The sequence below is a fragment of the Nocardia fusca NBRC 14340 genome (assembly GCF_001618425.1).
Lineage (GTDB): Bacteria > Actinomycetota > Actinomycetes > Mycobacteriales > Mycobacteriaceae > Nocardia > Nocardia fusca.
The window spans coordinates 101564-114122 of the sequence record NZ_BDCU01000008.1 but is presented as its reverse complement, the minus strand read 5'-3'; the positions used below and the strand labels follow the sequence as shown (position 1 = coordinate 114122).

10 protein-coding genes are annotated in these 12559 nt (G+C 68.3%); 8 read left to right on the top strand and 2 right to left on the bottom strand.

Annotated features, from left to right (window positions below; all coding sequences use genetic code 11):
• The first annotated feature begins 74 nt into the window (after positions 1 to 74).
• Entirely contained in the window at positions 75 to 1160 is a 1086-nt protein-coding gene (gene hisC / locus NF4_RS02035) for a histidinol-phosphate transaminase (protein ID WP_063125583.1), read from the top strand.
• Between the two features lie 8 nt (positions 1161 to 1168).
• On the opposite strand, the gene NF4_RS02030 is transcribed toward hisC, so the two are convergent.
• Positions 1169 to 2233, bottom strand: coding sequence for an alpha/beta hydrolase (locus NF4_RS02030; RefSeq protein WP_084532784.1), 1065 nt, complete (start codon positions 2231 to 2233; stop codon positions 1169 to 1171).
• Positions 2234 to 2501: 268 nt separating this feature from the next.
• Between NF4_RS02030 and NF4_RS02025 the strand changes: the two genes are divergently transcribed.
• From NF4_RS02025 to NF4_RS02015, 3 genes are read left to right on the top strand one after another with little or no spacing between them, the layout of a single operon-like run.
• A complete protein-coding gene (locus tag NF4_RS02025; protein WP_198165193.1) occupies positions 2502 to 3635 on the top strand; it encodes a DNA cytosine methyltransferase in 1134 nt (377 codons plus the stop codon).
• Positions 3632 to 4096 (top strand): very short patch repair endonuclease, encoded by a 465-nt coding sequence (locus NF4_RS02020; protein ID WP_063125581.1) that lies wholly within the window; start codon positions 3632 to 3634, stop codon positions 4094 to 4096. Before NF4_RS02025 ends, NF4_RS02020 begins: the two co-directional genes overlap by 4 nt.
• Before the next feature lie 27 nt (positions 4097 to 4123).
• Positions 4124 to 4843, top strand: coding sequence for a maleylpyruvate isomerase family mycothiol-dependent enzyme (locus tag NF4_RS02015; protein ID WP_063125580.1), 720 nt, complete (start codon positions 4124 to 4126; stop codon positions 4841 to 4843).
• A gap of 139 nt (positions 4844 to 4982) precedes the next feature.
• On the opposite strand, the gene NF4_RS02010 is transcribed toward NF4_RS02015, so the two are convergent.
• Positions 4983 to 7370, bottom strand: coding sequence for an MMPL family transporter (locus NF4_RS02010; RefSeq protein WP_063125579.1), 2388 nt, complete (start codon positions 7368 to 7370; stop codon positions 4983 to 4985).
• Between the two features lie 256 nt (positions 7371 to 7626).
• On the opposite strand from NF4_RS02010, the gene NF4_RS02005 reads away from it, so the two are divergent.
• From NF4_RS02005 to NF4_RS01990, 4 genes are all read left to right on the top strand, one after another.
• Positions 7627 to 8217 carry a TetR/AcrR family transcriptional regulator gene (locus tag NF4_RS02005; protein ID WP_063125578.1) on the top strand — a complete coding sequence of 197 codons (591 nt, stop codon included), beginning with the start codon at positions 7627 to 7629 and terminating at the stop codon, positions 8215 to 8217.
• A gap of 47 nt (positions 8218 to 8264) precedes the next feature.
• Positions 8265 to 8798 carry an RrF2 family transcriptional regulator gene (locus NF4_RS02000; RefSeq protein ID WP_063125577.1) on the top strand — a complete coding sequence of 178 codons (534 nt, stop codon included), beginning with the start codon at positions 8265 to 8267 and terminating at the stop codon, positions 8796 to 8798.
• Positions 8792 to 10525: an ABC transporter ATP-binding protein gene (locus NF4_RS01995; protein WP_063125576.1), complete on the top strand. Its 1734-nt coding sequence runs from the start codon at positions 8792 to 8794 to the stop codon at positions 10523 to 10525. Before NF4_RS02000 ends, NF4_RS01995 begins: the two co-directional genes overlap by 7 nt.
• Positions 10526 to 10592: 67 nt before the next feature.
• Positions 10593 to 12500, top strand: a complete 1908-nt coding sequence (locus tag NF4_RS01990; RefSeq protein WP_063125575.1) for an ABC transporter ATP-binding protein — start codon at positions 10593 to 10595, stop codon at positions 12498 to 12500.
• The last annotated feature ends 59 nt before the right edge of the window (positions 12501 to 12559 follow it).

Genomic DNA, 12559 nt, shown 5'->3' with positions numbered 1-12559 from the left:
TCCCGGGACCGGGGAGAATTAGCGGTTGAGCAGCCCGAACGTGGCTCGATCGAGACCGGAACTAAGCTCGTTACGTGACCGCGCACATCCGGCCGGACCTCGATTCCATTCCGGCATACGTTCCCGGCCGCAGCCATCCTGGCGCGGTCAAACTGGCGAGCAACGAGACCACCATCGGTCCGCTGCCCGCCGCGAGCAAGGCCATCGCCGAGGCGGTGGAACTGGCCAACCGTTACCCGGACAACCAGTCCGGCGAACTGCGAGCGGCGCTGGCGGAGTTCCTCGGCGTCGAGCCGGCGAATATCGCGGTCGGCTGCGGGAGTGTGGCGCTGTGCCAGGAGCTGGTCCAGATCACCTGCGCCGACCCTGCCGACGAGGTGCTCTACGCGTGGCGTTCGTTCGAGGCGTATCCGATCATCACCCAGGTCGGCAACGCGACCGCGGTGACCGTGCCGCTGCGTGATCATGTGCACGATCTGGACGCGCTGGCCGCCGCCGTCACCGAGCGGACCCGGCTGGTGTTCGTGTGCAACCCGAACAATCCGACCGGCACCGCCGTCGGCCGGGCGGAACTGGAGCGGTTCCTGGACCGGGTGCCCGGCAATGTCCTGATCGCGCTGGACGAGGCGTACTACGAGTACCTGCGGATGACGCCCGGTGATCATCCAGACGGGGTCGAGCTGGCCCGGAACCGGCCGAATGTGGTTGTGTTGCGCACCTTCTCGAAGGCCTACGGGCTGGCGGGGCTGCGGGTCGGGTACGCGGTGGGCGCGCCGGAGGTCATCGCGGCGCTGCTGAAAGTGCACATCCCGTTCAGCGTGAGCCGGGTCGCGCAGGCCGCGGCCTTCGCCTCGCTGGAGGCCCGCCACGAACTGCTGGACCGCACCGAGGCGGTGATCGCCGAACGCGACCGGATGCGTACCGCGCTACTGGGTGCGGGTTACCGGGTGCCGGTGAGCGAATCCAATTTCCTGTGGATCACGCTGGACGCCGCGACCACCGAATTCGCGGAGGCGAGCGCGGCGGCGGGTGTGCTGATCCGGCCCTTCGCCGGTGAGGGTGTCCGGGTGACCGCGGGTGATCCGCACGAGAACGATCTGTTCCTGCGTTTCGCGACCGACCCGGCGACCGCGGCCCGCTTCGCCCGCGCCGGTGCGTAACCGGCGGTTCAGTCGAGTCCGAGCCCGCCGGCGATGGTGGGCCAGGAGGTGACCAGTTCGTCGGCCCAGTACGGCCACGAGTGGGTGCCGGTCGGGCGGAAATTGGCCGTGTAGGTGATGCCCAGGGTGTCGAGGCGCTGGGCCAGGCGCCGGGTGCAGAAATCGGTGGCGGCCTCCAGCGGGCCGCCCATCACCACACTGGTGGGGGTTTCCGGGTTGGCCAGGGTGTCGTGGACACCGGGACGTCCGCTGCCCACCGACAGGTAGAGGGCTTTGCCGCGCAGCGCGGCGGCGTGCAGGGTCACGTCGTGGGCGAGCCAGGCCGGGTCCTCGGGGGCGCCGAACATGTTCTCCGGATCGCCCTTGTAGGTGGAGACGACGACGCGGGCCTGGGCCTGGCCGAGGTCGGTGCCGGTCGAGAAGCATCCGCTGTGCGCGCCGACCGCCTTGTACAGGTCGGGCTTACGGATGGCGAGCATCATCGCGGCCTCGGCGCCCATGGAGGTGCCGATCACGGCGTTGCGGCCGTTCCCCGAGAATTGGGCGTCCAGCAGCGGGGGCAGTTCCTCGGTGAGGAAGGTCTCCCATTTGTTCACGCCGAGCACCGGGTCGGGGCGCTGCCAGTCGGTGTAGAAACTGGCGGGCCCGCCGACGGTGAACACCACATTGACCGGTTTGTCGGCGAAGAACCGGGCGGCGTTGCCGCGGTCGAGCCAGTTGTTGCTGTCGGGCTGGGTGCTGCGGCCGTCGAGCATGTAGACGGTGGGACGTGGTGTGCTCCGGTCGGTGGGCAGCAGCACCAGCACCTGCACCGTGCGGTGCATGGCCGGTGAATCGACGAACACCCGCATCAGCCGGTCGTCCACCGGTTCGGTGCCCACGATCGCGGCATGCGGCGCCGCGACCGGCTCGGCTTTCTCCACCGGGCCGGGGTCCTCGGCGGAACCGGTATCGGGCCGCGTGGGCGCGGTGTGCAGCGGTTCGGGGACGGCTGCCGCGGCGCCGGGCAGGATCGCACCGGCCAGGGCGAAAGCGCCCGACACCACGGTGGCCAGGCCGACACGCAATTTCATGGCGCCCATCCTGCCAGACCTCCGGGCCCGGACCGCGAACCTGGAACCACCAGTGATAAACCCCTGACCAGGGATTTATATGGTGTTGTCGCTGAGTAACTCTCGATCGGCCATGATCGACTCGCGGGGCGGGCGCATATGTGACGGTGGCGTATCTCACGGTCGCCCGGCCGGTCGCCCGTGACCGGTGAAACCGCCGGAATCCGCGGAGTAACCTCCTTTCCGGAGCCGGACCGGATGGAGAGAGGACTTCGTGACGGGCGCGCGGATGGTGGGGCTTTTCGCCGGGATCGGAGGACTCGAACTCGGCCTGTCGGCGCACGGATGGCATTCGACGTTGCTCTGTGAAATCGACCCGGGCGCACGGGCGGTGCTGGCGAGCCGCTTTCCCGGAGCCGAACTGCACACCGATATCACCCGGTTGCGCGCGCTGCCGCCGGATACCGAACTGGTGGCCGCGGGTTTCCCGTGCCAGGACCTGTCGCAGGCGGGCCGCACCGCGGGTATCACCGGAACCCGATCGAGTCTGGTGGATCATGTGTTCCGGCTGGTCCGGCGTAAACGCGGGCCGCGCTGGCTGCTCATCGAGAACGTGCCGTTCATGCTGCAACTCGGTCGCGGTGCGGCCATGCGCCACATCACCGCGGCTCTGGACGAACTCGGCTACACCTGGGCCTACCGGGTGGTGGACGCGCGCGCGTTCGGTCTGCCGCAGCGGCGCAACCGGGTGATCATGCTCGCCTCGCGTACCGAGGACCCGCGCACGGTGCTGTTCGCCGACGACGCGGGCCCGCAGCTGCTCGGTTCCCCGGAACACGACCCGTGCGGTTTCTACTGGACCGAGGGTGTGCGCGGCCTGGGCTGGGTGGTCAACGCCGTCCCGACCTTGAAGGGCGGGTCGGGTCTGGGTATCGCCAGCCCGCCGGCGGTGCGGCTGCCGTCCGGGGAGATCGTCACGCCGGGGATCACCGACGGGGAGCGGTTGCAGGGCTTCGCTCCCGGCTGGACCGAACCGGCGCTGGACGCGCCGGGATTCCGGCCGGGGCAGCGCTGGAAACTGGTGGGCAATGCGGTGAGTGTGCGGATGGCGGCGTGGGTCGGCTCCCGGTTGCGGACTCCGGCCGAACCGATACCGGGACATATTCCGCTGCCGCCGGGAAGTCCGTGGCCGGGCGCGGCGTGGGGGCGGGCCGGGGCGGCGTTCGAGGTGCCGATCTCACCGTGGCCCGTGCACGATCCCTACGAGGACCTGCGCTTCTTCCTCACCGATACGCAGTTGCTGTCGGCGCGGGCCACCGCCGGTTTCCTGCGCCGCACCGGGATGGGGTCGCTGCGTTTCCCGGCCGGATTCCTCGACGATGTGCAGGCCCATCTGGATCGGATGGGAGGCTGGGCGGCATGACCGCCGACCCTTCCGATGCCGGCTCGTGGCGGCCGCCGACCGACGCGGCGACCAGCGCGCGGATGTCGCGGCAGCGGCGCGCGCACACCGCCCCCGAACTGGCTCTGCGCCGCGAGCTGCACCGGCGGGGCCTGCGCTATTTCGTGGACCGCGCGCCGATCCGGGGGCAGCGGCGCCGCGCGGACGTGGTGTTCCCGCGCCGGCGGATCGCGGTCTATGTGGACGGCTGTTTCTGGCACCGCTGCCCCGACCACGCCACCGACCCGAAGAACAATGCCGCCTGGTGGGCGGAGAAACTGGCCGGCAATGTCGCGCGGGATCGCGCCACCGACGCGGCATTGCGCGAGGCGGGCTGGCAGGTCGTCCGGATCTGGGAACACGAGGATCCGGTGCGGGCCGCCGACCGGGTGCAGGCCGCCTTGGGGGCCGATCCGCCGGGACCGGAAACCGCTGGGACGTAGACGTATCCCGGAAGTAGTGTCGAAGCCGTGCCCAGCGATTTCATCGAACTGCTCACCGCGCGGACGCAGGCGGTCACCGACGCCACCCGTGCGCTGCTAGCCACCGTCGACACTCTGGACGACGCGGCGGTCGCCGCCCCCTCCGCGCTCCCGGGCTGGACCCGCGGCCATGTCCTGACCCATCTGTCCCGCAATGCCGACAGCCTGGTCAATCTGTTGCTCTGGGCGCACACGGGGGTGGAGACGCCGCAGTACGCCAGTGCGGCGCTGCGGGACTCCGATATCGAGGCGGGGGCGTCGCGGCCGCTCGCCGAACAACGGGCCGATCTGGTGGAGTCGGCCGATCGGCTGACCGGGATGGCCGGGGTCCTCTCCACCGAACAGTGGCGGGCGGAGGTCCGGACCAGACAGGGCACCCCGATCGAGGCCACCCGGATCCCGTGGATGCGGTTGCAGGAGGTGCTGATCCACCACCTGGATCTGGACGCCGGCTACACCCATGCGCACTGGCCGGCCGATTTCGTGGCCGAACTGCTCGCCGAGGCCGCCGTCGATTTGGGCGGGCGTGCGGGGGTGCGGCCTTTTACGCTCGAGGCGAGCGATACGGGTTTCACCGCGATCGTCGGGGCGGGGGAGCCCGAGCAGGTGGTGGCGGGCCCGGCGTCGGCGCTGCTGGCCTGGCTGCTGGGACGCGGCGCGGACCGTACGCTGCCGCAGCCACTGCCGGAGCTGCCCGCCTGGCGCTGAGCCGAGTCGCCCGGCGCGCGGGAACTGTGCACCCGCGCCGAGCGGAGTTGCCCGCCTGGAGCCGATCGACGAGTGATCCGGAAACGGAACGGCCGGCGTCCGCTGCGGACGCCGGCCGTTCCGATGAGATACCGGTGGATCAGACTCCGGCGGGTTCCGACTCGACCGCGGGGGTCTTGGCGCGCTGCTGGAGCTCGCGCAGCTTCGTCCCCTCGACGTCGATATCCGGCAGGATCCGGTCCAGCCAGGCCGGCATCCACCAGGCCCATTTGCCCAGCAGTGCCAGCAGCGACGGGATCAGCACCATCCGCACCAGGAAGGCGTCGAAGAACACACCCGCCGCCAGGGCGAAGCCCATGGACTTGGAGGTGATGTCCGGCGAGAGCATGAAGCCGCCGAACACCGAGATCATGATGATCGCGGCCGCGGTGACCACGCGGGCCCCGTGGTGGTAGCCGCTGACCATCGCCTCCTTCGGGTCCTTGCCGTGCACGTACTCCTCGCGCATCCGGGTCACCAGGAAGACCTGGTAGTCCATCGCCAGCCCGAACACCAGGCCGATCAGCACGATGGGCAGGAAGCTGATGATCGGATGGGTGTCCTTGACGATGCCGAAGGCCCCCTCCTGGAAGATCAGCACCGTGACACCGAAGGTCGCCGCCATCGACAGCAGGAAGCCCAGCGCGGCGGTGAGCGGTACCAGGATGGATCGGAACACCAGCAGCAGCAGCACGAACGCGGCCGCCGCGACGATGGCCAGGTACGGGATGATGCTGGTCAGCAGCACACTGTTGACGTCGGCGTAGATGGCGGTCTGGCCGGTGACGCCGTACTCCATGCCATACCGGTCCTGCAGCGCGGCCTCGGCGTCGCGAGCGTGCGCCACCAGGTCCTGGGTCTCGGCACTGTTCGGGCCGGAATCGGGCACCACCTGGAACAGCGCGGCCTGCCCGTCCTGGCTGGGCTGCGCGACGCTCAGGTAGTCCACGCCCTCAAAGCTCGCCAGCTCGTCCCGCAGTGCGGTCAGCGCGGCGTCGCGCTGATCCTGCGGGGTCTCGGAGAGATCGACTGCCACCACGAGCGCGCCGTTCTTGCCCTCGCCGAAGCCTTCGGTCTGCAATTCGTAGGCCTTACGTACCGAGGAGTCCTCGGGCATGCTGTCGCCGCCGGGCAGACCCAGGTTCAGCTGGGTGGCGGGGGCGGCGAGCACACCCAGTACGACCGCGCTCACCACCAGGGTCAGCACCGGTACCCGGGCGATCAGGCGGGCGAAGCGCATCCCGTTGGTGATCGAATCGTCGTCCTCGGGATCGTGCTGGGCGACCAGTGGCAGTTTCGGCTTGAACAGGAACCGTCCGAGTGCGCCGAGCAGCGCGGGCATCAGGGTGATGGCGGCGAATACCGCGAACCCGGCGGCGATGGCCCCGCCGATACCCATCATCGTGAGGAAGCCGATCCCGACCACCGAGAGCCCGAGCAGGGCGATCACCACGGTGAGTCCGGCGAACACCACGGCCGAACCGGCGGTGCCGACCGCGACACCCGCGGCTTCCTCGGGCGAATCCTGGACCACCAGCTCGTGTTTGTACCGGGAGACGATGAACAGCGCGTAGTCGATGGACAGCGCCAGGCCGATCATCGAGGCCAGGATCGGGGTGAACGTCGGGACTTCGGTCAGCGAGGTGCCGGTCAGGATGAGCGCGCCCGCGCAGGCGACACCGACGATACCGGTGACGATCGGGACGAACGCTGCCACGATGGCGCCGAAGGCGATGATCATGACGATCAGCGCGACCCCGATACCGATCATCTCGGCCTGGCCGGATTCGGCCTGGGTCTGGGCGATGGCGCCGGTGAGTTCCACGGTCAGGCCGGCGTTGCGGCCTTCCTGGGCGATGGCCTCGGCGGCCTGCCGGTTCTCCTCGGTGATATCGGAGAAGGTCGGCATCGTGAATTTCACGTCGAGCACGGCGACGGTATCCGGGTTGCTCTCGTTGAGCACGTTCAGCGGAGCGCCGCCGCACATGCCCTTGAACTCCGGTGAGCCCTGGCCGTCGAGGCAGTTGGGCTCCGGCAGCGGCGGGGCCTCACCGGGCGCGAGTTCGGCCGCGGCCTGAGCCTGGGCCTTGGCGGCTTCCTGGCTGGCGGGCATCATCGAGGTGGCGAGGACCGGGTTGACGGCCTGCTCGGTGTGGTCGACGATATCGAGTTCGTTCAGCCGCTGGACCAGTGCGTCGAGCGCGGCCATATTCGGCTCGTCGGTGAGTTTGCCGTTCTGGGCCGCGATCACATAGGTGCCGTTGATCGCATCGATGCTGAACATCGTCGCCATCTGCGGCATATGTTCCTCGAGGATGCCGGTGGCCTTCTCCGACGGTAGTCCCGGCATCTCGAAGCTGTCCTGGAACGGTTTGGACAGGGAGGCCGCCGCCCCACCGAGTAGTACCAGGATCAGCGCCCAGACGGGCAGCACTATCCATTTCCGGCGGAAAGCGAACTTTCCCCATCTGTACAGGAATACGGACACGAGGGATTTCTCCTAGCGAGGCCGGGACGGTTTGGTCATATGCGCGTGACGAACTGACGGCCGACGTCGCTATCGCGGACCGGGCTGCGCGGGCCGGACGCTTTCGCGTGCCCGGAGCCGGTGGATCCGCCTACACGGTGGACGCCAGATGTATCTACCGTACGGTAGGTAGGCTACCGGCAGGTTAAGCGGAGGAACAAGCTCGACTTCCGGTGCCGACCGGACTTGTCACGGGGAGAACGAGAAGGGGCCGAGCATGGCGAATCGCAGAACTGGCGACCACGTTACCGCAGGTCGAGATACCAAGCGGGCCATCCTGGACGCCGCCGTGCGGCTGTTCGTGGCCAAAGGTTACGAAGAGACGAGCCTGCGCGAAGTCGCGGATGCGGTCGGAATCACAAAGCCGTCGCTCTACTATCACTATGCCTCGAAACTGGAACTGCTCGTGTCGATCGTCAACCCCCTCCTCGACGATCTGCGCGCACTCGCCGAGGAAGTCGAGCAGCTGCCTCCGGACGCCGCTGCCCGCCGGACCGCTCTGCAGTCCTATATCCGGACCATGATCCGGCACCGCGACGCAGGCGAGATGATGCTGCGTAATGCCGTCCCCATCGTCAACGCGCTGGCCGACCAGTACCCGGTGATCGTCGACGCCAACAAAGCGCTACGGAACTGGCTGGCCGGGCCCGAGCCCACCGCGGTCCGGCTGCTGCGGGCAAGCGCCGCCATGGAAATCCTGGCCGTTGCGCTCATTTCGAACGAGATCGCCCAGGACGCGGGAGATGATGTGGTGGAGGCGACGCTGCTGGACGCGGCGCTCGCGGTTCTGCAACTCGGCGCCGACTAGGTTTGTCGCGTCACCGTGCCCCGGCACAGCGAAAGGTCAGGTCAGTCGTGCACATCACCGCCAAGGTGGATCATGCCGTGCGGACCCTGCTCGAGATCACGGCATCCGATCAGGCTGCCGCGGTGAAGGCGGAGTCCATCGCGGCAGCTCAGCGCATACCACCCAAAGTGCTCGAGAGTGTCCTGGCCGAGCTGCGCCGGGCCGGGCTGGTGACCAGCCGGCGCGGCCCCGACGGCGGTTACCGGCTGGCCCGCCCGCCCGCCGATATCTCCATCGCCGATGTCATCCGTGCCCTCGAGGGCCCGCTCGCCTCGGTACGCGGTCTGCGGCCCGAAGAAGTGCAGTACACGGGCGTGGCCGAAGCGTTGCAGCAGGTGTGGATCGCGCTGCGGGTGAATCTGCGCGCGGTGCTGGAGAACGTGAGCTTGGCCGATATCGCCGCGAACGGTCTGCCGGAATTCATCGGGACACTCACCGCCGACCCGGGCGCCTGGGTGCGCCGCGAACCGCACCGCACCGACCCGCCGAAAATCACAGGCCGCCCCACCGGGGCAGACGGTAGCGTGCGGTCATCATGTTGATCCGACTGCTCCGTGGTTTCCTGGGCCCGTACCGGAAACAGTTGACCGGGATCGTGGTACTGCAGCTGATCTCGGTGATCGCGATGCTGTACCTGCCGAGTCTGAACGCCGACCTCATCGACGAGGGCGTCACCAAGGGCGATATCGGCTACATCTGGACGGCCGGACTGCGGATGCTGCTGGTCTCCGGTGTGCAGATCATCGCCTCCGCGTCCTCGGTGTTCCTGGCCGCGCAGGCGGCGATGAGCGCGGGCCGCGACCTGCGCGGCGCCCTGCTGCACCGGGTGGGCGCGTTCTCGGCGCGCGAGGTCGGGATGTACGGCGCGCCGTCGCTGATCACCCGCAATACCAACGATGTCCAGCAGGTCCAGCTGCTCATCGTCATGGCCGCGACCGTGGCGGTGATGGCGCCCATCATGTGCGTCGGCGGCATCGTCATGGCGCTGCGCGAAGATTTCGGGTTGTCCTGGCTGCTGTTGATCGCGGTGCCCGCCCTGGCGCTGAGCATGGGTTTCATCATCGCCCGCATGGTGCCGGCGTTCCGGCAGATGCAGACCCGGCTCGACCAGGTCAACCGGGTGCTGCGCGAGCAGATCACCGGTATCCGCGTGGTCCGCGCCTTCGTCCGGGAGCCGCTCGAGACGTGGCGGTTCGGGGTGGCCAATACCGACCTCACCGATATCTCGGTGCGGGTGGGCCGGTTGATGGCGCTCATGTTCCCGACGGTCATGCTGATCAGCAATGTCACGTCGGTGGCGGTGATCTGGTTCGGTGGTAAGGCCATCGATACGGGCGAGATGCAGATCGGCTCGCTGACCGCGCTGCTCTCCTACATCATGCAGATCCTGATGGCCGTCATGATGGCATCGTTCCTGGCCATGATGGCCCCGCGCGCGGCGGTCTCGGCCGACCGTATCTCCGAGGTCCTCGATACCCCGTCGTCGGTGCGCTCACCGGACCTGCCGAAGCCCTTCCTGGGTGATCCCGCCGAGGTACGGGTGCGTGATGCCGCGTTCAGCTTCCCCGGTGCCGAGAAGCCCGTGCTGTGCGGGATCGATTTCGCGGTGCACCCCGGGGAGACCGCGGCGATTGTCGGTTCCACCGGGTCGGGTAAGACCACCCTGCTGAATCTGATCCCCCGCCTCATCGACGTCACCGAGGGCACGGTGGAGATCGGTGGCACCGATGTGCGCGACCTCGACCTGGCCGAGTTGCGGTCGCGCATCGGACTGGTTCCGCAGAAGGCGTACCTGTTCTCGGGCACGGTCGCGAGCAACCTGCGCTACGGCGATCCGGACGCCACCGACGAGGAACTGTGGCGCTGCCTGGAGATCGCCCAGGCCGCCGACTTCGTGCGGGCCATGCCCCAGGGCCTGGAGACCCCGGTCGCGCAGGGCGGGACCACGGTATCGGGCGGGCAGCGGCAGCGGCTGGCCATCGCCCGGGCCCTGGTGCGCCGGCCCCGGGTGTATCTGTTCGACGATTCGTTCTCCGCGCTCGATGTGGCCACCGACGCGCGGCTGCGCGCGGCCCTGCGCCCGGCGACCGCGGACGCCGCGGTGATCATCGTGGCCCAGCGGATCGCCACCATCCGCGACGCCGACCGGATCGTCGTACTGGAGGACGGTGAGATGGCGGGGGTCGGTACCCACGAGGAACTGCTGCGTGAGTGCGCGGAGTACCGCGAGATCGTCGAATCCCAGCTGAGTGTGGAGGAGGCGCTATGAGGGGCGATACCTCCGCCTTCGCTGCGGCCTCCGCCGGATCGCATGTACTCGCTTCTGAGGAGGCGCTATGAGGCCGGGAACGCCGGGGGCTCCGGACGCCAAACCGAAATCCTTCAAGCCTTCGCTGAAACGGTTGGTACGGCGGCTCACGCCGGAGCGGATGCGGGTGGGTGTGATCATCGGGCTGGGCATCGTCTCGGTGGTGCTCAACATCGCCGGGCCGTACCTGCTGGGCAAGGCCACCAACCTGATCTTCGACGGAGTCGTCGGCCGGCAGCTGCCCGCGGGGGTGAGCAAAGAGGAGGCGCTCGCCGGACTGCGGGCCCAGGGGCAGGACACCATGGCCGACATGCTGTCGGGGATGGATGTCGTACCCGGTGTCGGCATCGACTTCGACGCGGTCGGACGGGTGCTGACGCTGGTGCTCGCCCTCTACCTGGGCGCCGCGGTGTTCGGCTGGTTGCAGGCCTTCCTGCTCAACGATGCGATCAACCGCGTCATCAAACGGCTGCGCTCCGATGTCGAGGACAAGATCCACCGGCTGCCGCTGAGCTACTTCGACTCCGCGCCCCGCGGCGATGTGCTCAGCCGGGTCACCAACGATGTGGACAATGTCTCGCAAAGCCTGCAGCAGACCATGAGCCAGCTGCTCATCTCGGTGCTCTCGGTGATCGGCATCCTCGGCATGATGTTCTGGATTTCGTGGCTACTGGCATTGGTCGCCCTGCTGACGGTGCCCGCGGTGGTGGTGGTGACCGCCCAGATCGCCAAACGGTCGAAACCGCATTTCGTGGACCAGTGGAAATACACCGGGCTCGTCAACGCCCAGGTGGAAGAGGCCTATACCGGGCATGAGGTGGTCACCGCGTTCGGCCGCAGCAAGCAGGTCGGTGCCGAGTTCGACGAGCGCAACGACCGTCTCTTCAAGTCCAGTTTCCGAGCGCAGTTCATCTCCGGCCTGATCATGCCGTCCTCGATGTTCCTCGGGAACATCAACTACGTGCTGATCGCGCTGATCGGCGGGCTGCGGGTCGCCTCGGGTCAGCTGTCGCTGGGCGAGGTGCAGGCGTTCATCCAGTACTCGCGCCAGTTCAGCCAGCCGCTCACCCAGATCGGTGCCATGGCCAACCTGCTGCAATCGGGGGTGGCCTCGGCGGAGCGGATCTTCGAGATACTCGACGCCCCGGAACAGAGCCCCGACCCGGCCGAAAAGGTCACCCGTCCGCCCGAACGCGGCCGGGTGGAATTCGACGACGTCTCCTTCCGCTACGAACCGGAGACGCCGATCATCGAGCACCTCTCACTGGTCGCCGAACCGGGACATGTGGTGGCGATCGTCGGGCCCACCGGTGCGGGAAAGACCACGCTGGTCAACCTGCTGCTGCGGTTCTACGAGCTCGACTCCGGTGTGATCACCGTCGACGGGGTCGATATCACCGCGTTGAGCCGGGAACAGTTGCGCTCGCGGATCGGGATGGTGCTGCAGGACACCTGGCTGTTCAAGGGCACCATCCGGGAGAACATCGCCTACGGCGATCCCACCGCGAGCGACGACGATATCCTCGCCGCCGCCCGCGCGGCCTACGTCGACCGTTTCGTGCACGCCCTGCCGGACGGATACGACACGGTGATCGACGAGGAGGGTACCGGGGTCAGCGCGGGTGAGAAACAGCTCATCACCATCGCGCGGGCCTTCCTGTCCAAACCGGCCATCCTGGTGCTGGACGAGGCCACGAGTTCGGTCGATACGCGGACCGAACTGCTGGTGCAGCAGGCCACCGCGGAACTGCGGCGCGACCGGACCAGCTTCGTGATCGCGCACCGCCTGTCCACCATCCGCGACGCGGACCTGATCGTGGTGATGGAGGCGGGCCGGATCGTGGAGACCGGGGCGCACGATGATCTCCTGGCGCGCGAGGGAGCGTACTACCGGCTCTACAACGCCCAGTTCGCGGCGGCCGCGGTCGAGGCCTGACCCCGCCATGAGCCGGGTCGGGCCCGCAGGAGGTAGCGGAGCGTGACCACACAGGGCCC

What these genes read in the sequence shown, in the direction of transcription:
- NF4_RS02020 (WP_063125581.1), top strand. Translation starts at nt 3,632, where the DNA reads ATGACCGCCGACCCTTCCGATGCCGGCTCGTGGCGGCCGCCGACCGAC.
- NF4_RS02005 (WP_063125578.1), top strand. Translation starts at nt 7,627, where the DNA reads ATGGCGAATCGCAGAACTGGCGACCACGTTACCGCAGGTCGAGATACC.
- NF4_RS01995 (WP_063125576.1), top strand. Translation starts at nt 8,792, where the DNA reads ATGTTGATCCGACTGCTCCGTGGTTTCCTGGGCCCGTACCGGAAACAG.
- NF4_RS01990 (WP_063125575.1), top strand. Translation starts at nt 10,593, where the DNA reads ATGAGGCCGGGAACGCCGGGGGCTCCGGACGCCAAACCGAAATCCTTC.
- NF4_RS02030 (WP_084532784.1), bottom strand. Translation starts at nt 2,233, where the DNA reads ATGAAATTGCGTGTCGGCCTGGCCACCGTGGTGTCGGGCGCTTTCGCC.
- NF4_RS02025 (WP_198165193.1), top strand. Translation starts at nt 2,502, where the DNA reads ATGGTGGGGCTTTTCGCCGGGATCGGAGGACTCGAACTCGGCCTGTCG.